This is a genomic window from Agromyces mediolanus, assembly GCF_044917495.1.
GTDB classification, from domain to species: Bacteria; Actinomycetota; Actinomycetes; order Actinomycetales; family Microbacteriaceae; genus Agromyces; species Agromyces mediolanus_B.
Genome location: NZ_JAVSSI010000005.1, coordinates 85712 through 108410, shown reverse-complemented (window position 1 = coordinate 108410; position 22699 = coordinate 85712). Strand labels below are relative to the sequence as shown.

Below are 22699 nucleotides of genomic sequence, written 5' to 3'. Positions count from 1 at the left end.
CGCGTCAGCGGCGCATCGATTTCGCGAGTTCCGCGATGACTCGCTCGGCGGCGCGGCCGTCGCCGTACGGCGACGCGTCCGTCGCCGGGGGGGCCGGACGGCGCACGGCGGCAGCGATCTCCTCCGAGGTGTTCGCGAGCACGTTCCAGCCGAGCTCGACCGTCTCCACCCACTCCGTCTCGGGGCGGACGGTCGTGCACGGAACGCGGAGCAGGAACGCCTCCTTCTGCAACCCGCCGGAGTCCGTCACGACCCCGCGGCTCGCGAGCACCGCGGCGATGAGGTCCGGGTAGGCGAGTGGAGCGTGCGCGACGAGCGATCCCTGCGTGAGCTCGATGCCGTGCGCGGCGGCCTTCGCGACGACTCGCGGATGGGCGAGGAGGACGACGGGATGGTCGAGCGAGCCGAGCGCGCGCGCGATCTCGGCCAGTCGTTCCGGGTCGTCGGTGTTCTCCGCACGGTGGATGGTGGCGACGTGGAACTGGCCCGGGGTGAGGCCGAGCTCGTCGACGAGCACCGAGGCGGAGCCGGCAACGGCATCGCGCACCTGGAACAGTACGTCGGTCATCACATCGCCGACGAGCGTCGAACGGTTGGAGAGGCCCTCGTTCGCGAGGTGCCCCATCGCGACCTCGGTCGGGGCCAGGCACAGATCGGCGGCGTGATCGGTCAGCACTCGGTTGTGCTCCTCCGGCATTCGCCGATTGAATGAGCGCAGACCGGCCTCGAGGTGGGCGAGCGGGTAGTGGAGCTTCACGGCGCTCACCGCCGCGGCGAGGGTCGAATTGGTATCGCCGTACACGAGGACCCAATCGGGATCGTGCTCGTCGAACACCGCGTCGAGCGCGCCGAGCATCGCGCCGGTCTGCACGCCGTGGCTTCCGGAACCGACGCCGAGATGCACGTCGGGAGCGGGGATGCCGAGATCCTCGAAGAACACGTCGGAGAGCATCGGATCGTAGTGCTGCCCGGTGTGCACGATCACGTGCTCCACGCCGGCGGCGGCCGCGGCTCTGGCGATGGGGGCGAGCTTGACGAACTGCGGGCGGGCGCCCACGACGCTGATGACCTTCACGGGGCACGAGTCTAGGCGACGCGACAGCTTCACCGCGCGCTGCTGCTAGCGTCGAAGGGTGAGAGTGCTCGTGGTCACGACGTGGCTGCCGACCGAGTCGGCCCCGGAGAGCGGCATCTTCGTCAAGCGCGACATCGAACTGCTCGCGCTCGACCACGACGTCGACGTCGTCCATCTGTCGGCCACGGGCGGCACGCTCTCCTTCGCGGGGCCACGGAGCATCACCACGATCCGGATGTCTCCGACGAATCCGGGGAGCGTCGCCGCGGCGAGGCGCGAGCTCCGCACTCGGCTCCGCGACACTCAGCTGGTGCACAGCATGGCCGCCTCGGCCCTCCTGCCGTTCCGCGGGCTCGAGGTGCCGATCCCCTGGGTGCACACCGAGCACTGGTCGGGCCTCGTGGCGCCGCGCACCGTGCCCCTCGCCGCGCGCATCGTCATCCCCGCGATCGACCGACTGCTCGCGCGCCCGGACGCCGTCGTCACGGTCGGCGCACGTCTTGCCGACCGAGTGCAGCGCGTCCGCCGTCGCCCGACCATGGTGATACCGAACGCCGTCACGATGGCGGACACGGCACCTGCCAGGCGCGTGGGGCCGGGCATCCGATTGCTCGGAGTGGGCGGCTTGCTCGCCGCGAAGGGCCCGGAGCTCGCCGTGGGGGCGGTCGCCGAACTCCTGGCGCGCGGTCACGACGTCCGCCTGGACTGGCTGGGGGAGGGCCCGATGCGGTCCGAACTCGAGCACCGCTCCATCGAGCTCGGGGTCGCAGACCGCGTCGTCCTGCACGGACGGGTGGAGCCGGACCACGTCGGTGCCGCCCTCGCCGAGAGCGACGTGTTCATCCTCCCGACGCAGAGCGAGACGTTCGGCGTCGCGATCGCCGAGGCGCTCGCGGCCGGTCGGCCGGTCGTGGTCGGCTCGAACGGCGAGCAAGCGGGATTCGTCGCGCCGCCGGACGGAGTGCTCGTCGCCGAGCGCACCCCTGACGTCTACGCCGACGGTGTCGAGGCGGTGCTCGCGGCGAACATCGACCGATCGGCTGAACAGATCGCCTCGGCGGCTCGCGCTCGCTTCACCGAGTCCGCACGGCGGTCGGCGTACGCGGACGTCTACGCGGGCGCAGGGGAGGCTCGACGTGCCCGCAGCTGAGGTCGATCTCGTCATCGCCGCCCACGATCCTCGTCGGCAGCTCGGGCGTGCCGTCTCGTCCGCATTGAGCTCGGCACGAGTCGCACGGGTCATCGTGGTGTGTCACAACACGCCCGCCTCCGGGATCGCCGAACGGCTCGGCGCGCTCGCCGACGATCGACGCGTGCATCTGGAACACCTCGACGACGGCATCCCGAGCCCCGCCGGGCCGTTCAATCGGGGACTCGAAGGGGTCCGCGCCGACTACTTCGCGATCATGGGCTCCGACGACGAACTCGCGCCAGGGGCCGTCGACCGCTGGATCGAGATCGGCGAGCGCACGGGCGCGGAGGTCGTGCTGCCGGTACTGCGCTACGCCGGTGGTCGGCGGGTGCCGACCCCGCCGACGCGACCGGGCCGCGCCGCCCGCCTGGATCCCGTGCGCGACCGGCTCGCGTACCGGACCGCCCCGCTGGGCATCATGTCGACGGGACGCTTCGGCAGCCTCCGGTTCACGGCGGGGCTCGCGACGGGGGAGGACCTGCGATTCTCGACCGAGCTCTGGTTCTCGGGGGCGAAGATCGCCCGAGTGCGCCGAGGCGCCGAGTACCTGATCCACGACGACGCTGAGCGGGTCACCTTCGCCAAGCGCACCGTCGCCGACGACCTCGCAGCGGTCGCCCTGCTCCTGCGAGATCGGTGGGCGCTCGGTCTCGGCGAACGACAGCGGCAGTCGCTCGCCGTGAAGCTGTGGCGTCTCCCCGTGTTCGGCGCAGTCCACACCCGCGCGGGGGCGTGGAGCGTCGCGGATCGCCGGGCGCTCCGCGACATCTGCGCCATGCTCGACGCATTCGCGCCCCGCGCGCGCGGAGTGCTCTCCCGAGCCGACGAAGCGCTCGTCCGCGCCATCCTGGACCTTGCTGCGACGGACGCTGAACTCGACGCGCGGTCACGGGCCAGACGGCGCTTCGTCTCACCGCGAGCGCTGCTCCCGAACCGTCTGAGCGCGATCGCCGCCCGCGAGGCGCCACTCCGCTTCGCGGCGGCCACCTGGCTCGCCGGTCGCGACTGAGCCGGGCTCCGCGCCGTCGGGCGGCCCGGTGCGCGGCTCAGGGCACACCGGTCCGTCGTCCAGGATCGCCGCGATAAACTCGACCCCATGCGTATCGCCGTCGTGGCCCTCGGAAAGATCGGCCTCCCTCTCGCTGTGCAGTTCGCCGACCAAGGCCACGAGGTCGTCGGCGTCGACGTGAATCAGGCGGTGGTCGACCTCGTCAACGCCGGCACCGAGCCCTTCCCGGGTGAGGCGCAACTGCAGGAGAAGCTCTCCGAGCTCGTGCCGGCCGGTCGGCTGCGTGCCACCACCGACTACGCCGAGGCGATCCCGGGTGCCGACGCCGTCGTGCTCGTGGTCCCGCTCTTCGTGAACGACGAGACATGGGAGCCGGACTTCGGCTGGATGGATGCGGCAACCCGCTCGCTCGCCGAGCACCTCACACCCGGCACGCTCGTCTCCTACGAGACCACGCTGCCCGTCGGCACGACGAGGGGCCGCTGGAAGCCGATGATCGAAGAGGTCTCCGGCCTCACCGAGGGCACCGATTTCCACCTCGTCTTCTCGCCCGAACGGGTGCTGACCGGCCGGGTCTTCGCCGATCTCAAGAAGTACCCCAAGCTCGTCGGCGCGATGAGCGCCGAGGGAGGCCGCCGCGCGGTCGAGTTCTACGAGGCTGTGCTCACCTTCGACGAGCGTCCCGATCTCGCCCGGCCCAACGGCGTGTGGGACATGGGCTCGCCCGAGGCGTCCGAGATGGCGAAGCTCGCCGAGACGACCTACCGTGACGTGAACATCGGCCTCGCCAACCAATTCGCGTTGTACGCCGACGAGATCGGCGTCGACGTCTACCAGATGATCGAGGCGTGCAACTCGCAGCCCTTCAGCCACATCCACCGGCCCGGCATCGCGGTCGGCGGACACTGCATCCCTGTCTACCCGCGCCTGTACCTCTCGACCGACCGCGACGCGGAGATCGTGCGCACCGCGCGACTCCTGAACGCCTCGATGCCGGAGCGGCTCGTCGATCAGGCAGCGGGTGTGCTCGGCGACCTCTCGGGCCTCACCGCCGTCGTGCTCGGCGCCGCCTACCGCGGCGGGGTCAAGGAGACCGCGTTCTCCGGGGTCTTCGCGACCGTCGAGGCGCTCCGCGCGCGGGGGGCCGAGGTCCGGGTGCAGGATCCGCTCTACAGCGACGACGAGCTGGCCCGCTTCGGTTGGACGCCGTACCACCTCGGCGAGCCGGCCGACCTCGTCGTCGTCCAGGCCGACCACGCCGACTACCGTGCGATCGGCGCCGCGGACGTGCCGGGAGTCCGGCTCATCGTCGACGGACGCAATGTCACGACCGCCGAACACTGGGTCGGCACACCGCGGCTCGTCATCGGAGCGGGGGGTGCGCGATGACCGACCTCGTCGTCGTCGGGTCCGGCTTCTTCGGCCTCACGATCGCCGAGCGGGCCGCCACCGAGCTCGGGCTCCGCGTGCAGGTCATCGACCGCCGCGACCATATCGGCGGGAACGCCTACAGCGAGGCCGACCCCGCCACCGGCATCGAGGTGCACCGCTACGGCGCGCATCTCTTCCACACCTCGAACGAGAAGGTCTGGGAGTACGTCAACCGGTTCACGGCCTTCACGAGCTACGTGCACAAGGTCTACACGAACCACAACGGCGTCGTGTACCCGCTGCCGGTGAACCTCGGCACGATCAACCAGTTCTTCGGCGCCGCCTACTCGCCCGACGAGGCCCGCGCGCTCATCGCCTCGCAGGCGGAGGAGTTCGACACCAAATCGGCCGCGAACCTCGAGGAGAAGGCGATCTCCCTCATCGGACGCCCGCTCTACGAGGCGTTCATCCGCGACTACACCGCGAAGCAGTGGCAGACCGCCCCGACGGAGCTCCCCGCTGAGGTCATCAGCCGGCTGCCCGTGCGGTACACGTACGACAACCGCTACTTCAACGACACCCACGAGGGGCTCCCCGTCGACGGGTACACGGCGTGGATCGAGCGGATGGCCGACCACCCGAACATCGACGTGAAGCTCTCGACCGACTTCTTCGACGCCGGTCAGCCGATCAACAAGGCCGCCGTCGTCGGCAGCGTGCCGGTGGTCTACACGGGCCCGGTCGACCGGTACTTCGACTCCTCGGCCGGGCACCTCTCCTGGCGCACCCTCGACTTCGAGCGGGAGGTGCTCCCGGTCGGCGACTTCCAGGGCACCTCGGTCATGAACTACGCCGACGCCTCCGTGCCGTACACGCGCATCCACGAGTTCCGCCACTTCCACCCGGAGCGCGAGTATCCGGGCGACCGTACGATCATCATGCGCGAGTTCTCCCGCTTCGCCGAGCGCGGCGACGAGCCCTACTACCCCGTGAACACCCCGGAGGACCGGGCGGCGCTGCTCGCCTACCGCGAGCTGCAGGACGGCGAGCCCGATGTCTACTTCGGCGGACGGCTCGGCACCTACCAGTACCTCGACATGCACATGGCGATCGGCTCGGCGCTCAGCATGTTCCAGAACCGGCTCCGCGAGCGGTTCGGCGCCGGCGACTGACCAGCGCAGCATCCGACGGCGAACGGCCCGACTCCCCGAGGAGCCGGGCCGTTCGGCGTCGGAGCTACTGACCGTCGAAGGTCCTCCGCCACGCCTCCGGCGAGGTGATCTCGGGGAGCGCGTCCCGGTACTGCTTGGACAGCTCCGGCCAGCGGCGACGGAGTTCGCGGTGCAGGCGGCGGCTTTCCCGGATCATCCGGCGGAAGCGCGCGGGATCCCGCGTGTACCGCACTTTGCCGGTGCCGTCGGCCGTCGAGACGAGCGCGCTGTCGTAGTAGGGCAGACGGAACCACGAGCCGTCGCGCTTGGCGAGCTCGACCTGCGGCGCCTCGACGTTCCGCGCCGCCGGCTTCGTAAGGGCCTGGCGGAGCGACATCCGCGCCGTGAAGATCGCGAGCGGGATGCCCCGGGGGCCCTTCGCGGGTTTGCCGTCGAGGGGCAGCGGGTACACCTTCTTGCCCTCGACGGTCGCCGGGATGTCGCCGTCGTGCAGGACGGTCTTCTCCGGGAACTCCTTCGCCGTGGCGCGAAGCGAGCCGAGGATGGTCGGCAGCTCGCGCTGCATGTGCGCCGGTCCGCGGAGGATGTCGCGGAGCGCTCGGTGCCGGAGCGTGATCGGGTAGTACTGCATCGCGAGGAGGTGCCGGACGTCCCAGCGGAAGCTGTCGTCGGTGATGCGCCCGCCATCGGGAAAGGGGGAGTGCAGCAGCGCCGCGACGAAGCGGTTGCGGGCGTGGAAGTACGCCTGCCAGTCGATGGAGTCGTCCTTGTCGAGCCAGGAGACGTGCCAGAGCGCCGCCCCGGGCAGAGTGACCGTGGGGAAGCCGTTCGCGCCGGCCCGCAGGCAGTACTCCGCGTCGTCCCACTTGATGAAGGCGGGGAGCGAGAGCCCGACCTCGCGGATGGCGGCGACCGGGATCAGGCAGAACCACCAGCCGTTGTAGTCGGCGTCCATCCTGGCGTGCATCCACTTCGTCTGTCGCAGATTGCCGAAGCGGAAGTCGTGCGGCACCTCGTCGTGCGGCTGCGCGTGCCACATGAAGGGCGAGAAGTCGACGGTCTCCGCGAAGGCGTGCATCACGGGACGGTTCAGCAGATCGAACATGTGGCCGCCCACGAGGACCGGCTTCTTCGCGAAGCGGGAGAATCGGATGCTCCGCGCGATGCTCTCCGGCTCGATGGTGACGTCGTCGTCGAGCAGGATGAGGTACTCGGCGTCGCCCGCTTCGAGCGTCTCGTACATGGAGCGAGCGAACCCGCCGGATCCACCGAGATTCGCCTGCTGGATGAGCTGCAGGCGCTCGCCGAGCCTCGCTGAGACCTCGGGGTACTCCGGCTCGTCGGCGACGAGGCTCGTGCCCTGATCGATCACGTAGACGCGGCTGACGAGCCGGTCGAGGTCCGCATCGTCGGCGATGGCCGCGAGGGTGCGCGCGCAGTAGTCGGGCTTGTTCATCGTCGTGATGCCGATTGCCGCCGTGCCGTCCGTCACCGGGGCGCGATCGGTCTCCCACACGGCGTCGGACACGACGACGTCTTCACGGCCGGCGACGACGTCGAACCAGTACCAGCCGCCGTCGCCGAAGGTCGTGACGGGCAGCTCGACGGTGGTCTCCGCTCCCGTCTCGAGCGGCTCGGTCGTCACGCGCTGCTGCACGCCCTGGGCTGTTGAACGGTAGACGAGCAGGGTGCCGCTGCCGGTGGCGGACACCCGGAGACGGATGCGATCGACGACGGTCCAGTGCTGCCAGTAGGACGCCGGGAACGCATTGAAGTAGGCCGCGAAGGAGGCCCGCTCACCGGCCGCGACGCGGAAGGAGCGCCGGCCGAGGACATCGTCGATGTGCGCTCGGTCGCTGACGCGCACCTCACGGCCGCCGAAGCGCGCCCAGACGTCGGTGTCGACGTAGAGCGGCAGCACGTCGGGATCGCCGTCCTGGGGGAAGACGACGCGCTGGAGTTCGGTCCATTCACTTGCCACGGTGGTTCTCTCCGAGTGGTCGATGCGCCCCGGGGTGGGCCGGGGCGCCTACGAGCCTAACCTGCGGAGCTGCGAAGCCGCGGAGCGAGCCGGAGCAGCTGGAGGCCGAGCACGCAGAGCTCGGCGGCTGCGAGGCCCCACGCGACACCCGGCACACCGAGGAGGAGCATGAGCGGGATCATGCAGAGGGTGCCGACGATCGCCCCGGCGATGGTGCTCGAGGCGAGCACGCGCTCCAGGCCGAGCGCCGTCAGGCAGGCGAACCCGGTGAGCTGGGAGGCGAGGATCGCCGCGAGGTTGATCGCCATCGGGATGGCGAGCGCGCTCGTGATCTCGAGCGTGCCGCCGGAAAGGACGTCGCCGATCCACGGGCCGGCGATGCCGTAGCAGAGCCCGCCGAGTGCGCCGAGCCCGAGTGCGACGAGGGTCACCGTGCGCGCCCGCTGGGCAGTGCGGAGCGTGTCGCCGGTCGGCACCCAGCCCTGCGCGACCTGGACGATCGGCCGGGTCGCGTAGAGGGCGAGTCGCACGATGCGCTCGGCGAGGGCGTAGACGGCGGTCGCCTGGGGGATGAAGAGCTCGACCAGCACGATCGGCACGTTCAGATACACGGAGGAGGTCGCCGACATCGTGACCGGGGCAGCCTGCCCGGCGAGATTCCTGACGGCGCGCACCGGGGAGAGGGTGAATCCGCTCGCCGGGTAGCGGCGCAGGATGTTCCAGCTGCTCGCGACCGCGGCGACAACGACCCCGAACAGTTGGAGGCCGGCGAACCAGATCGCGTCACCGCTGAGACCCAGCACGATCGCGCCGGCAATCGTGCCGACGAGACGCGGCATCGTGTCGAGCAAGAGGAAGCGCACGGGGCTCGCCTCGCCCACGAAGAACCAGCCGGCACCGAGCCCGACGAGCGTGCCGGCCGCGACCGTGAGCGCCGCCAGCAGTGGGAAGTCGGGCACGAGGACGACCGCGATGACGACCGCGATCGGGACGATGACGACGGCGAGCCAGGCCCGGCTGAGGAGCGAGTCGGCGAAGTAGGCGCCCCGGGCGTCGGGCGCGAGCTCGGCGACCCGGGTCGGCCCGACGACGCCCCAGCCGTACACCGCGAACACCGCGGCGAATCCGGCGACGGCCTGCGCCACCGCGATCGCGGCCCAGGCCCGGTCGCCGGCTCCGATGATGACGGTCGGGATCACCGCGAGGCTCACGATGCCGCTGAGGATCACGGACAGTCCGTAGCCGCCGGCGAACCGCGCTGCGGTGCTCTTCTTCATCCGGCGGGCGCTCCTCGGGCAGGGGGTTCGCCCTGAGGGGACGGGCGGTCGGTCCATTCTGCCCTACCGCAGGTCGAGAACCCGTGAGGCGGCGCGCGGAGCCCGAGTGCATAGACTGTGGGTGCGGGTGACGGCTCGAACGGCCGACGGGGGCATGGAGGTGCGATGTCTACTCAGTCGATGCCGCGCGCACTGCCGCGCGTCGTCGTCGCCCGCCGTCGATGGCTCGAGTGGCCGGCGCTGCCCGGAGAAGGCGAGCTGCAGGTCGACGTCGAGATCGGCGGCCTCCGGCTCTGGTCGGGACGGACAGAGCGGCCGGGTCCGCGCACGCATCGGATGCCCTGGCCCCGCGCGCTGCTCCCGTACCTGAGCGGTGGCGGGGTCGTCGTCGTGCGCGCGGCCGACGGCGAGGTGCTCGCGACGGGAAGGTACTCCTTCGGCGAACCGCGTCTCGGGCGCGATCTCCGCTCGCTCGGGCAGGCCGGGCTCGTCGTCGACAAGTGGGGGAAGCTCGCCGCGGCGCCGAGTGAGGACCTGCACTCGGTGCTCCTGCACGGGCTCGACGAGGTCGTTGCGGCGCTGCAGGCCGCCGACTACGCGGTGAGCATCACCGGCGGGACCCTGCTCGGCGCGATCCGTTCGGGCGACATCATCGAGCGCGACGATGACGCCGACGTCTTCGTCTACCTCGGCGAGGTCGGTCCGGCCGACGTGTCGCTCGCCTCCTACGGCATCCAGCGCGTCCTCGAAGCGTCTGGACGCACGGTCGTGCGGCACAGTGACGCGCATCTGCAGGTCATCATGGCGGGGGAGCGGGGACGAGCCCACGTCGATGTCTTCCTGGGCTTCCACCACGAGGGCAGCTACCATCAGCCGATCGCGGTCCGCGGGGAGCTGCCGGTCGAGGCGATCCTGCCGCTCGGCACCGCTCGGCTCGCCGGCCGCGAGTTCCCCGCCGTCGCCGATCCGGAGCGCTGGCTCGCCCTCTGCTACGGCGCCGGATGGCGGACTCCGGACCCGTCGTTCCGCTTCCGCACACCGAGCTCGACCCGGCGTCGATTCGAGAACTGGTTCGGCGTCTACGACCTCAACCGCCACTTCTGGGAGGACTGGATCGGCCGGGCCGCCTCGAGCTGGCACGGCGACGCGGACGAGCTCGACCGGCTGCTCCCGCGCGATTCCCGCGTCATCGATCTCGGCAGCGGGATCGGCGAGAACGCGCGACTCCTCGCGGAGCGCGGGCATCGCGTGCTGGCTGCCGACTACGCGCTCGGAGCCGTGACGGCGGCCGAGCAGCTCTCGGGCGGGCGCTTCGAAGTGCAGCGGGTGAACGCGGCGGATCGCCGCGATCTGCTGGGCCTCGGGGCTGCGGAGCTCGAGGCGGGCGGGCAGCCGAACGTCCTGCTGAGCGACGTGCTCGCGTATCTCACGCGCGACATCCGGGCGAACGTCTTCCGGTTCCTGGACCTCGTGCTCGGCACCGAGGGCCGCGCGGTCGCCTCGTTCCCGGTCAACCCCTCGCTGCACTACGAGCACGCCCGTCCCGACACCTGGCATCTGCCGCTCGCGTGGCTCCGCGATGAGATCGCATCGTCCGGTCTCCGCTTCGAGGTCCGCGGCACCGGGTATCGTCGGACGAGCGCCGGACTCCGCCGATTCGCGACGGTGGTCATCGAACGCGGGCAGGGCGCATGAGCGCGCCGAGCGCCCCGGGGAGGAACGAATGAGCAGGATCCGTCGGGCGATGTCCAAGCTGGCGGGGCGGAGGAAGCCGCAGCGTCCGGCCTCGTCTCCGGAGATCGCGCGCCTCGAGGGCGAGATCGCCGAGCTCCGGCGGGAGCTCGACGAGCTCCGCTCCGAGGCGCGACGCGCGGCCGAGCTCTACGACCTCGTGTTCGAAGGCCTGCGCCGGGAGGACGCCGCGCGCTGAGCTCGCGGGAGCGGCATCGCCGTGGGCGGGCGCCAGGCCGTCATCGCTTGGAGGCCTTGAGCGTCGCGATCGCCTCGTCGACGTCACCGTCGAAGACCATCGACCCGCGTCGGAGCACGATGCCCCGGTCGCAGATCTCAGAGACCATGCCGAGGTCGTGGCTCACGATGAACAGCGTCTTTTCCGCGGCGACGAGTTCACGGATCTTGGCCTTGCACTTCTCCCGGAAGGGCGCATCGCCGACGGCGAGCACTTCGTCGACGAGCAGAATGTCGAGCGAGGTGTGGATCGCCACCGAGAACGCGAGCCGCACGAACATCCCCGACGAGTAGTGCTTCACCTCGGTGTCGATGAACTCGCCGATCTCGGAGAACTCGACGATATCGTCGAACCTCGCGTCGATCTCCGACTTCGTCATGCCGAGGATCGCGGCATTCAAGTAGACGTTCTCCCGGCCGCTGAGATCGGGATGGAAGCCGGCGCCGACCTCGATCAGGCCCGCGACTCGACCGCGGGTCAGAATACGCCCCGCGTCGGGCCGCAGCACGCCGGAGACGAGCTTCAGCAGGGTCGATTTCCCCGAGCCGTTGTAGCCGAGCAGCGCGATGGACTCGCCCTCGCCGACGGTGATGTCGATCCCGTCGAGCGCCTCGAAGCTCGTGGAGATGCGCTTGCGCTGCAACCAGGCGACGAAGGTCTCCTTGAAGGAGTGCGTGTGCTGGAGGCGGTACGTCTTGCGCACGCCCTCGATGATGATGCGCGGTCGCGAGTCAGAGGTCCTGGGCAAAACGTCCCTCCAGCTTCCTGAAGACGAGTTGGCCGATGAGCAGGAGTACCAGGGCGATGATGACCGACGTTCCGGCGAACAGCCAGAGGTGCTCGGGGCGCTCCGCGGTTTCCGAGGTGGTCGGGAACCAGAACGCGGAATGGAACAGCTCGACCGCTGACGTCAGCGGATTCGCCATGTAGAGGTCGAACAACCAGGCGGGAGCCTTGTCCCGCACCATCGTGAACGAGTAGAGCACCGGCGAGGTCCAGGTGGCGAAGAGCAGAATCAGTTCGACGAGGTTCTGGGCGTCGCGGTAGGAGACGTTCACCGCTCCGAAGATCATCCCGAGCCCGGTCGCCAGCAGGAGCACGATCGCGATCGCGAGGAGGGCTCCGGCGAGTTGCACCACCGTCGGCACCCAGCCGAGCAGGATGCAGACGACGAGCAGGATGCTGAGCTGAGGGAGGAAATGTACGAAGGCGATGAAGACATCGGCGATCGGGAAGAGCTCCCGAGGCAGATAGATCTTCTTGACGAGCGCCTTGTTGTTCACAATCGACTTCGTCGCGTTTCCGAACGCCTCGTTGAAGAGGTTCACGACGACGATGCCCGAGAACAGATAGACGGGGAAGCCCTCGATGCCTCGATTGAGATTGAGGAACACGCCCATCACGACGAAGTAGATGAGGAATTGCGCCGTCGGCTTGACATACGACCAGGCCCAGCCGAGGACCGATCCGTGGTATCTGGTGAGCACGCCCTTCCGGACGAGCAGGCGCAACAGGTACCGACGGCGGACGACATCGACGATGCCGCGACTGGTGCCCGGTACGACGAATCCCGACAGGTCGGCGGGGGACTGCGGTGCGGACATCCCGATGATTCTAGTCCGCCGCACTCAACGTGCGCTCACCGCGAGTGCGTCGCGCCAGCTCATGTCGCGTGCGGCCTTCACCGCGCAGACGACGAGCAGCATCCACCCGCCCTCGAGGAGGGCGAAGCTCTCGGCGAAGCTCGTCACGGCGATGACGACGAGCATCATCGCGGGCCAGGCGTAGACCACGCTGCGCCGATTCGAGGCGAGGAGCCACGCCCGCACGAGCGCGACGCCGACGAGCGCGACGAGGAGCAGGGCCCCGATGACGCCGACCTGGAAGTACGCGTCCATGTAGGCGTTCAGTGCGGATTCGTGGGGCCGGCCCGTCGCGACCTCGATCCAGGTGTACGGGATGCGATCGGGCCAGGGGCCGACGAAGCCCCAGCCCTGCAGCGGGTTGGTGTTGAGGTACCGGGAGAGCTCGCGCCAGACGTCGATCCGCACGTCGAGCTCGCCGCGCGCGTCGAGCGTCTCGATGATCTGCACGCGGAACGCCCAGCCCAGCACGACCGCGAGCACGCCGGTGCTGATGAGCGCGAGCTGCCAGTTGCGCCTGGTCGCCGGCTTGGCGCGCCGCAGGCCGTAGAGCGCCAGAGTGGCCACGAGCGCGGCGCCGAGCGCGACCCACGTCGTCGGCGACCCGGAGAGCACGAGGCAGGCCGCCGCGAGCACGAGGGAGGCGATCGCGCGCCCGCGCAGGACGCTCTTCGTGCGCCACTCGATGACGAAGGTGAGCAGCGCGATGAGGGCGACGAACCCGAGGAGGTTGCGCGAGCCGAAGAGGCCCTGGATGGGTCCGAGCGAAGCGAGGTCGCCCTTGATGCCGAGGAAGACGATCGGCAGGTCGAGGAGGAGCCCGGAGAGCACCTCGAGTGCGAGCGAGACCGACAGGAGGAGCCGCAGCACGTCGCCGAAGGCGCGCACGATCTGGATCGTGTCGCGCATCAGCGCGACGTAGACGCCGAGCACGGTGAACGCGACGAGGTAGGCGACCCCGGCGACGCTCCGGGCCGGGGTCGCGCTCCAGATGACGGACGCCGCGCACCAGCCGACGAAGACGAGGATGGTGAGCGGGAGGATGCCGTACCACTCCACCGCGCGCCATCTGGCCACGAGGGAGACGCCGCAGAGCGCGATGAGCGCGGTGAGCGCCGCAAGCAGGCCTGGCCAGCCGACGAGGCTCCGGATGGCGTGGGTCGAGAACGCGAGTCCGACCGCGATCAGGGTGAGCGCCTGCGCGAAACGGGCCGAGCCCGCGAACTCGCGCAGTGCCGCGAGCGTCGTCCGCTCGGTCATCGGCGTCCGGCCCGGCTCATGCGCCCGCCGGGGGCGGCAGCCGATGGGCGGGCACCGGCGGGGCCTCGGCCGGCATCGGCTCCGGCTGCCACTGCCCGCGCTTCGTGGACCACGCGATGATGATGAGGAGGGCGAGGCCGCCTTCGACGAGCAGACGGCTCTCGGCGAAGCTCTGGCCGATGAGCGCGACGAGGAGGAGCAGCGGGCCGAGCGAGGCCGCGGTGTGCCGCAGACGGCGCCCGATCGCGTCCATCGGCGGGTCGACGGCGAGGAACCAGCTGCGCCAGAGCGCCCCGATCACGACCGAGGCGAAGGCGATGAGCCCGAGGACTCCGAGCTGCATCCAGACGTCGAGCCAGGCGTCGTGCGCCTGCAGGTAGGTCACGCCCTTCCGCACGGCGAGGTCTTCGAACTGGGGCACCCACGGCATCCAGTAGCCGATCCAGCCCCAGCCGAACCACGGCCGCTCGAGGGCCATCCCGATGACGGAGTTCCAGATGTCGAGGCGGCCGGTGAGGTCTTCGCCCTTGCCGAACACGCGGAGCAGGAGGTCCCAGCCGACGATGAGGGCGGTCACCCCGGCGACGAGCGCGGCGAGCGCCGTCGCGTAGACGCGGCGCCGGCGTTCGGGGCCGACCCGGCGCGCCCACACCGCGAAGCCGAGCGCCACCGCGACCAGCACGCCCGCGAGGATCACGGTCGCCGAGCGGGTGAGTGCGAGCGTCAGGAGCGCGATGACGAGCCACGCGATCCCCGGGCCGCGCCGCACGCTGCCGGCGGCCAGCATCGTCGCGAAAAGGATGACGGCGAGCAGCGCCACCATCGCGAGCAGGTTGCGGCTGGCGACGATGCCCTCGATCGGGCCGCCGCCGAGCAGCAGGCCGCGGGACCAGTAGAACGCCATCGGCAGCTTCTCGCCGGTGACCTCGAAGTCGGGGAAGTTCGGCAGCAGCGGACCCCGGACGACGACGGCGACCCAGAGTTCGAAGAGGAGCGAGAGCGCGAGGATCCACTTCAGCGCACCGCCGAGGGCGCGTGCGAGGCGATTCCAGCTGAGGGAGCTGGCGAGCGCGACGCCGACGAAGATCGTGACGAGGGTGAGTGCGACGCCGAGGGCGGAGGAGGCCGGATACGCCGACCAGGCGATCGAGACCGTGGCGATGAGCGCGAACGCGAGCGTCGATTTGGGGACGCGGCGCCAGCTCCACTCCGGCCGCTCGACGAGGACGAGCCAGACCGCACCCGCGATGACGAGCACCGCGATCGCCCCGAAGCCCCACCAGCCGAGCAGGTTCCGCCAGAACTGCCCCGCGAACAGCGTGAACAGGGCGAAGGTCGCGTAGGCGCCCACGAAGGCGTCACGGCGGGCCGGGGTCATGGGGTCAAGGGTAGCGCGCCCCCTCAGCTGCTCGTGGCGCGGCGCACGGGCGCGGCGGACGCCTGCTGGACGCGGACGTCGACGACCTGGCCGGTGAGACCCGAATCGAGCACTGCGAGTGAGACGCGCGCCACCTCATCCGGGTCGAGCAGGGTGGCCGGGGGCTCCTCGCCGAACGCCTGGACGCGCATCGGGGTGCGGGTGCGCTGCGGATTGATGCAGTTGACCGAGACTCCGGCGTCCGCCCATTCGTCGGCGAGCGCCTGAGTGAGATTGACGACGCCGGCCTTGGTCGCCGAGTACATGCTGTAGCCGGCGCGGCCCCGCGTGTAGGAGCTCGAGGTGAAGAGCAGCAGCTGGCCGCCGGATGCCTCGAGGTACGGGTAGGCCTCCTGGGCGACCTTGGCCGGGCCGACGAGGTTGACGTCGACGGTGCGCCGCAGGCGCTTCTTCGAGGTGCGGGTGAGCTCCGACATCGTGAGGACGCCCGCGGTGACGACGACGTAGTCGATGGGACCGGACTCGGCCGCCTGGGCGAGCGCCCGCCGGACGGCCTTGCGGGAGCCGATGTCGGTGCCCGTGGTGCTTCGACTGAATACGTGGACGGTCGCACCGGTGGTGACCGCCTGCTCGGCGATGGCCGCACCGATGCCGTAGCTGCCGCCGAAGACGACGACCGAGCGCCCGGTGAGGTCCGGCAACTCGGCATCGCTCGCTTGCGCGGCGAACGAGGCCGACTGGAGCTGGAAGATCTTGTCGGCGATGTGCAGGTCGAGCGGCTCGGTCACCTTCATGTTCTCCGCCGTGCCTTCGATCACCTTGATGCGGACCTCGGGGAGGTAGGTGAACACGACGCCGCAGTCGTCGGTCGCTGCAAACGCCGGATCGCCCGCAGCGAGCTCGTATGCGCGGCGGATGACGGGGAGCCGGAACGCCTGCGGGGTCTGGCCGCGCCGGAGCGTTGAACGCTTCGGGATGCCAGTGATGACCGACTCCTCGTCGACCTCGATGATCGTGTCCGCCGACGCGATCGCGGTGTCCACCGCGTCGAACTGGTCGAGCGCTGCGATGCAGTCGTCGATGATGCGGTCGTCGACGAACGGTCGAACCGCGTCATGGAAGAGTACCTTGCCGTCTTCGGGCAGCGCGGCGAGTGCCGCCTTCGTGCTGTCGTTCCGGGTGTCGCCGCCGGGGATGATGTCGAGGAGCTTCGTGAACCGAGGGTCGTCACGCAGATGATCGAGCTCATGAATGGCTCCGGCGTTCATGACGACGAGCACCTCGTCGATGGCCGGATTGGCGTCGAGCCGCTCGAGGGTGTGCTCGACGATCGCCTTGCCAGCGATGCGGATGAGCTGCTTCGGCATGCCGAGGCCGACACGGGTGCCGACCCCTCCGGCCAATACGACGGCGGTCGTCTTCAGCGGGAATCACTCCTCAAGATGTCGCGCGAACGGCGCGTGTACGTGGGTCGAACAGCCGGGGCGTTCCGATGCTACTCGCCAACTCGGACGGACCCTAATCTCCGTTCTCGGCCGGGATACTACTCTGCATCACGTCCGCAGTGAGATGCTCGCTGACCCACGGTCCGAGCGTGCGCGTGAACGTCGCCGCCAAATGGCTCGCGTCGGCGAACGTCGGGATGCCGCCGAGCGCTGCGTAACAGCTCGACTCGTCGCACATGCGTTCCGCCGGATCGAGAAACTCCACTGCGGCGAGTTCGGGTCGGTCGTCGAGCGAGTCGGAGACATCTGGCGTATCGGCCGCTCGGGCTCGGCCGTTGTTGCAGACGTCCGGGGTGGTGAGGTTCGCAGACAGGCAGTCCGGGATGTTCACCCGATTCGCAGCGTCGGCACCGGTCATCGGGACATCGCGCATGACGATGACCCGCTTCCCTGCCGCGAGCAGCTGCTCGATCGGATCGGCGACGTTCTGCACCGCATCGACGTCGTCAAATCGGTAGTTGCGCGAGTACGCTGCGAGGACGACGACGGTGACCGCATCGTTCTCCAGCGCGAAGTCGAGCACCTGGTCGTTGCGGCGGTCGCACGCCTGCTGCTCATCGGTCGGGATCTCTCGCCCGACGGTGGCGTCCGGCGGTTCGAGCCCGGCGGGGCAGCCCTGCCGGACCGCGCTCGTGACGTGGAAACCTCCTGCCTCGCCTGCGACGGAGAACGCCGGCTCCCATGACGCCGCATGGGAATCGCCCCAGACGAGCACGGTCGTCGCCGCATCGGGGTCACCGCTCTCGCACATCGTGCCGCGGGTCGGGCCGAGCGGATCGATGCAATCGGTGAGGAACGGCATCGACTTGTCAGCGGCGGCCGCGACGACGGCGTCGGCGGTGAGAGTGCCCTCGACCGGGATGCAGTCGACGGGATCCTGCAAGCTGGCCGCCCCGACGCACGGCTCGCCGCCGAGCAGGCGATCGAGAGCGGCGTTCCGTGCTGTTTCGACCTCGACGCCGCCCTGACGTGCGAGCGCTGTCGCCGACACGCCCAGAGCGATCGCGGCGATGAGGGCGAGTGCCAGTGTCCGCCGAGGGAACCCGTGCACGCCCCGATGGAATCGGATGGGGTCCTCCACGAACCGGGTCGAGCAGGCGGCGAGCACGATCGACGCCGCCGCGATCCCGATCTTCTCGACGGTCGTCAGCGGATGCCCGGTCGCGAACGGGAGGAGCACGATCAACGGCCAGTGCCAGAGGTAGATCCCGAACGAGATGGCGCCGATCCACTGCACCGGCCGCCAGGAAAGCACGCGTCCGACCGAGCCGGGTCCGACAGCGGGCGCCGCGATCACGAGTACGGTGCCGACGACGGGCAGGAGCGCAGCGGCGCCCGGGTACGGGACGACATCGGCATCGAGCAGCAGCATGGTCCCCGCGAGCACCGCGAGCCCGAGCCAAGCGACCGTCCTGGGCGGCGTCCACCGCGGCCTGCTCGCGGGGCGTGTCGACAGGATCGCGATCACGGCGCCGGCCGCGAACTGCCAGACCCGCCCGAAGGTGTCGAAGTAGGCCGGACCCGGCCGCGCGCCGAGCGCCCACATCCCGTAGGTGAAACTCGCGACCGCGAGGACGGCGAGGACGGTGACCACGAGCGGCGCCGGCCCCCGCCCTGCCGGAGAGGTCCGCCGCCTGGACATCCAGATCGCCAGCAGGATCACCAGCGGCCACACGAGGTAGAACTGCTCCTCGACCGACAGCGTCCAGAAGTGCTGCACCGGGGAGGCGGGATTGTCGGCGGCCAGATAGTCCACCGCCGATGAGGCGAGGTACCAGTTCTCCGACAGGAACGTGCTCGCGACGATCTCGCCGCCGAACTGCTGCCACCTGGCGAACGGGACGAGCATCCAGACGCCGAGGAGCGAAGCCGAGAGCACGAGGAGTGAGGCCGGGGCCAAGCGGCGCACCCGCCGTGCGTAGAAACCGAGGAGGGAGAGCGTCCCGCGCTGCGCGGACCGCCAGAGGTGCAGGGTGATCAGGAATCCTGAGATCACGAAGAACACGTCGACGCCGACGAAGCCACCGGTCAGTCGATTCGGCCAGAGATGGAACAAGAGGACGCTGAGAACTGCGAGCGCGCGGAGCGCCTGGATGTCGGGACGGAGCTCGCGCTGCGACCGGAGCACGCCGCGCGGCACCATCGTGCCGGAGCGTCGGTCCGCGAGGCTGGTGCTCACGCGTCGCCTCGAGGCACGAAGACGGCGTCGACGAGCCGGGCCGCCGCCTTCCCATCCTCGAGTTCGAGGTAGTCCTCGCGGAACGTCCGGACGGCATCGGCGTACTCCCGCCGGACGCCTTCGAGATCGGCCAATCGCTTCGCCACCTCGTCGAATGTCTCGACCCAGGGTCCGGGAGCCGTCGGTGCGTACGGAACCATCGGGGGCCGTCCCTCGAAGTAGCGGTCGCGGTCGGGATTGTAGAAGATCATCGGCTTCCCGGTGAGGGCGTAGTCGAAGCGCAGGGAGGAGTAGTCGAGGATCGCAGCGTCGGAGGCCAGCGTCAGATCGCTGATGGACGGGTGATCGGTGACATCGATGACGTTCCGTCCGGTCACTGCGTAGCCGACTCGGGAGTTCATGACATGGCCGCGGACGAGCAGGACGTGCGTGCCGGCGAAGCGTTCCGCGAGCGCACGAAGATCGAGCGAGGCGAGCGGTCGAGCCCGGAACTCGTCGAGCGAGAGGTAGTCGCGATACGTCGGCGCGTAGAGAACCGCGGTCTGGTCGGGCGCGATCCCGAGCGCCGCGCGCGCGCGTGACCGGACTCGTCCGGCGTCCGGGGCGAGGAGCACGTCGTTGCGCGGATACCCGAGCTCGAGCATCTGGCCCGGCCAGCCCGCCTTCGGAAGGAACTCCTCCAGGAGCGGGGTCGCGTAGCGGGCGGGGGAGAGGAAGTAGTCCCACTCGGCCGCGCGGGCCTCGAAGGAGGCCACCCGGGCCGGAGGCAGGCCGGTGGCCTCCCAGTGCCGGCGGCCGGCGAGCTTGAACGGATAGCCGTGCATGGTCTGGATGACGACCTGTTCGGTCCCGCGTGCGAACCAGTCCGGTTGGTGCACATTCACGATGACGTACTTCGACGTATTGATTGCGCGGTAGAACTCCTCCGAGTTCTCCAGCACCCGTGTGCCGCCCTCGGGGATCGGCACCCGATGGTCACGGGTGGACCAGATCAGTTCGAGCGGACTGTTGCGACGGCGGAGCTCATGGTGGATGGCCGCGGCCGAGTCTCCGGTCACCTCGCCGTAGAGACAGCGGAAGAAGACGGCGGGACGGGTGGCGCGCTCGGTGACCGTCGCAGCGCTCACCTCGCGCATCCGGCGCTGCCAGTATCTGCTCCGCTCTTGCTGAGTCAGCGGCGGCGCGACGTCGAGGCTGAGCCCTCCTGCGGTGTCCCGCTGCATCCACAGCCGCGCGTCGGGGAGTTCGACGGCGGCCGGGAGCTGGGCGGCGAAGCTGCCCGAACAGATCGGGAGCGTGCTCCCGCCCGACCATTCGACGCGGAGCCGATAGTTCCCGGTCGGAATGATGTGCGGGGCGCGGCCCCACATCGGGACGTAGAGCGGGAACCGGGCGAGGTAGCCGCCGTCGACCGGAGTCAGCGCATCGCTCACGAGCGCGTACTTCTTCGAACGCAGGACCGCCGATGCGCCCTCGGCGGGCACTCCGGCTGCGGTGAATCGCGCGACCAGAGCGCCATCGACGATCTCGACGGATTGGAGATCGGCGCCGTATGCGCGCTCGATGAGGAGCGCGGCGTGGCCGGGGAAGTAGGTCCGGGCCGGATCGGCCGGCTCGAGCCGCCGTCGCAGGAAACTGCCGTTCGGACGCCGCTGCAGGCGGAGGGCGGCGTCGCTGGGCTCGCCTCGCAACGGAATCGCGGGAGCAGCGATCGCGGCCGTCCACCGGCCGTCAGCGCTGCGCGCCTCCACCCGCCAGACGTGCTGACTGAGCGCGGAGCGCCCATGGGCCGTCGCCGCCGTCGGCTTCGGCATCGTGACCTCGAATCCGTGCTCGCCAGACCGGATCTTCGCGATCGAGCTCGGAATCGCGAACCGGTCGTCCGCCCGGACCAGGGCGAGTGCCGTGACCTCCGCGGCAGCGACCCCGCTGATGACGATCGAATCGCCATGCGTCCGCAGGCCGGTCACCGTGACAACGGGACGAGTCGCGCGGAGCGTCAAGTATCCGCGGTGGTCGGGGATGGCGTCGAGCACGGTCCCGTCCTTCAACACCCGCGCCTCGGCGTCGCCGCTCGGCCGGCGATCGTGCAGACGGCGTCGACGGGAGACGCCGGCCGCGCTCAACGTCAATTCGATCCGCCAGTCGCCCGGCTCAGTGATAGTGGCATCCGGATCGAGGATCAGGCTGAAGAACGCTTTGGTCGCGTCGGTGGTCGGCGTGGCGAACGACGCCGTGCGCAGCGGATCCACGGCCCACGCGATGTCGAGCGGCGTGGTCTGGTCGCCGAGCACGAGATCACCGGCGATCGCGATGTCGTGGGTCGCCGGGTCGAGGCCGTCGATGACCGCGTGTCCCCGGATCTCGAGTCGCCCGTCTTCGAGCCACCGGATCTGCTGCGTCTGACTGCGAAGGCTCGACTGGGATTCGCTGAGCCGGCGTGCCTCGGGGGCCACGCCGCCGAGAGCTTCGTTCAGCGCGCCGAAGTCGACCTCGATCGCTCCGTCGCGCGCTCGCGTCTCGAAGAGGTCCCCGCGCCAGCCCCCGCCCAGCAGGAAGGCCGTGAGATCCGCACGTCGATCCTCGACGATGAGCGAGAAGGCGACCTTGTTGCGGGCGGGAACGCCGTCCCAGATCGCCGGGTCGTCCTGTGCCTCCTTCACGAGGCGACGGAGTGCGACGACGAATTCGTCCCACTCCTCGTCGCTCGCATCCGGCAGCATGGGGATCATGTGCGAGTAGTCGTTCGTGAGGAGTTGAGTCAGCCGCGTCGCCCGCTCCGCGGTCAGCCCGGCCGTCGCCAGGAACTCCAGCGAGTCGAGCGCGACGGCGAGGTGGTCCCGGGTGTTCCTAACGCGGAGGATGGCCTGGGAGATCGAAGAGCCGTCATCGCGGACGCGCCAGTTGATGGCGGGGTGCGTGAGGACGTCGAAGCCGTCGGCGAGTGCGTACGCACGTGTGGACACCGGCTGGTCCTCGTAGAGAATCCCCTCCGGGAAACTCAAGCCGTGCTCCCGCCAGAAGCTGGTCCGGTACACCTTGCTCCAGGCAACGGCGTTCACCTGAATCGAGGGATCGTCCGCCAGCCGTGCACCGAGCCGCTCCTCCGCGTGGGCCTCGTAGATCCAGGACCCGGCGGGATGCTCCGCATCGCGGACGAGGCGTCGATACGGCATCACTGCGAAGTCCGAGCCGGTCCGGCGCAGTGTCGCGATCGTGTAGCGGTAGGCATGGCGGTCCACTGTGTCGTCGCTGTCGACGAATGCGAGGAACTCGCCGGTCGCTGCCCGCGCTCCGGTATTGCGAGCGGCCCCGAGCCCCGCGTTGGGCTGCCTGATGATGCGGACTCTCGGGTCCGCGCGTCGGAACCTGCGGGCGATCCGGTTGCTCTGGTCGGTACTGCCGTCATCGACGATGATGACCTCGAGCGCGCGATAGCGCTGGCGGAGCAGCGAGCGCAGCATCGTCTCCAGGTACCCCTCCACGTTGTACACCGGTACGACGACGCTCAGCACTCCCGCGGCCGCACGCTTCGGCGCGACGAGCGAGAGAGCGCGATGGCGCACTCCGTAGCTCCGGCCGAGGAGATCGCGAGCCCGTTCCCGGGCCGGCAGCAGGCGCGGCGCTCCGAGGGCGCGATAGAGGGAGGACTTCAAGTTCACGGATGCTCTTTCGGGGAGAAGGGTCC

The 22699-nt window shown here is 69.9% G+C and carries 16 protein-coding genes; 6 read left to right on the top strand and 10 right to left on the bottom strand.

What is annotated here, in order from left to right; all coding sequences use genetic code 11:
* Positions 1–4 precede the first annotated feature (4 nt).
* Complete coding sequence (gene wecB, locus ROT00_RS09280; protein WP_404774245.1) at positions 5–1075, bottom strand: non-hydrolyzing UDP-N-acetylglucosamine 2-epimerase; 1071 nt, start codon at positions 1073–1075, stop codon at positions 5–7.
* 58 nt (positions 1076–1133) lie between these two features.
* Here wecB and ROT00_RS09275 point away from each other — a divergent pair, with 58 nt between their 5' ends.
* The 4 genes from ROT00_RS09275 to glf all read left to right on the top strand — a co-directional run bounded on the left by ROT00_RS09275 (position 1134) and on the right by glf (position 5819).
* Positions 1134–2225 (top strand): glycosyltransferase family 4 protein, encoded by a 1092-nt coding sequence (locus tag ROT00_RS09275; RefSeq protein ID WP_404774243.1) that lies wholly within the window; start codon positions 1134–1136, stop codon positions 2223–2225.
* Positions 2212–3276, top strand: coding sequence for a glycosyltransferase family 2 protein (locus ROT00_RS09270; protein ID WP_404774241.1), 1065 nt, complete (start codon positions 2212–2214; stop codon positions 3274–3276). The genes ROT00_RS09275 and ROT00_RS09270 overlap by 14 nt, the downstream gene beginning before the upstream one ends.
* Positions 3277–3363: 87 nt before the next feature.
* Positions 3364–4665 carry a nucleotide sugar dehydrogenase gene (locus ROT00_RS09265; RefSeq protein ID WP_404774240.1) on the top strand — a complete coding sequence of 434 codons (1302 nt, stop codon included), beginning with the start codon at positions 3364–3366 and terminating at the stop codon, positions 4663–4665.
* Entirely contained in the window at positions 4662–5819 is a 1158-nt protein-coding gene (gene glf / locus ROT00_RS09260) for a UDP-galactopyranose mutase (RefSeq protein ID WP_404774238.1), read from the top strand. The genes ROT00_RS09265 and glf overlap by 4 nt, the downstream gene beginning before the upstream one ends.
* 64 nt (positions 5820–5883) lie before the next feature.
* Here glf and ROT00_RS09255 read toward each other — a convergent pair whose 3' ends face one another.
* Positions 5884–7800: a glycosyltransferase gene (locus ROT00_RS09255; protein ID WP_404774236.1), complete on the bottom strand. Its 1917-nt coding sequence runs from the start codon at positions 7798–7800 to the stop codon at positions 5884–5886.
* 56 nt (positions 7801–7856) lie between these two features.
* Complete coding sequence (locus ROT00_RS09250) at positions 7857–9077, bottom strand: polysaccharide biosynthesis protein (protein WP_404774234.1); 1221 nt, start codon at positions 9075–9077, stop codon at positions 7857–7859.
* A 180-nt stretch (positions 9078–9257) separates the two neighbouring features.
* On the opposite strand from ROT00_RS09250, the gene ROT00_RS09245 reads away from it, so the two are divergent.
* Together ROT00_RS09245 and ROT00_RS09240 are read left to right on the top strand one after the other, a co-directional pair.
* On the top strand, positions 9258–10772 hold the full coding sequence (locus ROT00_RS09245; RefSeq protein WP_404774232.1) for a hypothetical protein: 1515 nt from the start codon (positions 9258–9260) through the stop codon (positions 10770–10772).
* 28 nt (positions 10773–10800) lie between these two features.
* Positions 10801–11007 (top strand): hypothetical protein, encoded by a 207-nt coding sequence (locus ROT00_RS09240; RefSeq protein ID WP_404774230.1) that lies wholly within the window; start codon positions 10801–10803, stop codon positions 11005–11007.
* A 40-nt stretch (positions 11008–11047) separates the two neighbouring features.
* On the opposite strand, the gene ROT00_RS09235 is transcribed toward ROT00_RS09240, so the two are convergent.
* The 7 genes from ROT00_RS09235 to ROT00_RS09205 all read right to left on the bottom strand — a co-directional run bounded on the left by ROT00_RS09235 (position 11048) and on the right by ROT00_RS09205 (position 22673).
* A complete protein-coding gene (locus ROT00_RS09235; RefSeq protein ID WP_404774228.1) occupies positions 11048–11794 on the bottom strand; it encodes an ABC transporter ATP-binding protein in 747 nt (248 codons plus the stop codon).
* Complete coding sequence (locus ROT00_RS09230; protein WP_404774226.1) at positions 11778–12650, bottom strand: ABC transporter permease; 873 nt, start codon at positions 12648–12650, stop codon at positions 11778–11780. The genes ROT00_RS09235 and ROT00_RS09230 overlap by 17 nt, the downstream gene beginning before the upstream one ends.
* Before the next feature lie 24 nt (positions 12651–12674).
* A complete protein-coding gene (locus tag ROT00_RS09225) occupies positions 12675–13949 on the bottom strand; it encodes an O-antigen ligase family protein (protein WP_404774224.1) in 1275 nt (424 codons plus the stop codon).
* 16 nt (positions 13950–13965) lie between these two features.
* Complete coding sequence (locus tag ROT00_RS09220; protein ID WP_404774222.1) at positions 13966–15327, bottom strand: O-antigen ligase family protein; 1362 nt, start codon at positions 15325–15327, stop codon at positions 13966–13968.
* Between the two features lie 23 nt (positions 15328–15350).
* On the bottom strand, positions 15351–16730 hold the full coding sequence (locus ROT00_RS09215; RefSeq protein WP_404774221.1) for an SDR family NAD(P)-dependent oxidoreductase: 1380 nt from the start codon (positions 16728–16730) through the stop codon (positions 15351–15353).
* Between the two features lie 115 nt (positions 16731–16845).
* Positions 16846–19011, bottom strand: coding sequence for an acyltransferase family protein (locus ROT00_RS09210; protein ID WP_404774219.1), 2166 nt, complete (start codon positions 19009–19011; stop codon positions 16846–16848).
* Complete coding sequence (locus ROT00_RS09205; RefSeq protein ID WP_404774217.1) at positions 19008–22673, bottom strand: bifunctional glycosyltransferase/CDP-glycerol:glycerophosphate glycerophosphotransferase; 3666 nt, start codon at positions 22671–22673, stop codon at positions 19008–19010. Before ROT00_RS09205 ends, ROT00_RS09210 begins: the two co-directional genes overlap by 4 nt.
* Between the last annotated feature and the right edge of the window lie 26 nt (positions 22674–22699).

Excerpts from the sequence above, each read along its gene's own strand:
- ROT00_RS09245 (WP_404774232.1), top strand. The coding sequence starts at position 9,258 with ATGCCGCGCGCACTGCCGCGCGTCGTCGTCGCCCGCCGTCGATGGCTC.
- ROT00_RS09265 (WP_404774240.1), top strand. The coding sequence starts at position 3,364 with ATGCGTATCGCCGTCGTGGCCCTCGGAAAGATCGGCCTCCCTCTCGCT.
- ROT00_RS09220 (WP_404774222.1), bottom strand. The coding sequence starts at position 15,327 with ATGACCCCGGCCCGCCGTGACGCCTTCGTGGGCGCCTACGCGACCTTC.
- ROT00_RS09230 (WP_404774226.1), bottom strand. The coding sequence starts at position 12,650 with ATGTCCGCACCGCAGTCCCCCGCCGACCTGTCGGGATTCGTCGTACCG.
- glf (WP_404774238.1), top strand. The coding sequence starts at position 4,662 with ATGACCGACCTCGTCGTCGTCGGGTCCGGCTTCTTCGGCCTCACGATC.
- ROT00_RS09240 (WP_404774230.1), top strand. The coding sequence starts at position 10,801 with ATGAGCAGGATCCGTCGGGCGATGTCCAAGCTGGCGGGGCGGAGGAAG.
- ROT00_RS09225 (WP_404774224.1), bottom strand. The coding sequence starts at position 13,949 with ATGACCGAGCGGACGACGCTCGCGGCACTGCGCGAGTTCGCGGGCTCG.
- ROT00_RS09250 (WP_404774234.1), bottom strand. The coding sequence starts at position 9,077 with ATGAAGAAGAGCACCGCAGCGCGGTTCGCCGGCGGCTACGGACTGTCC.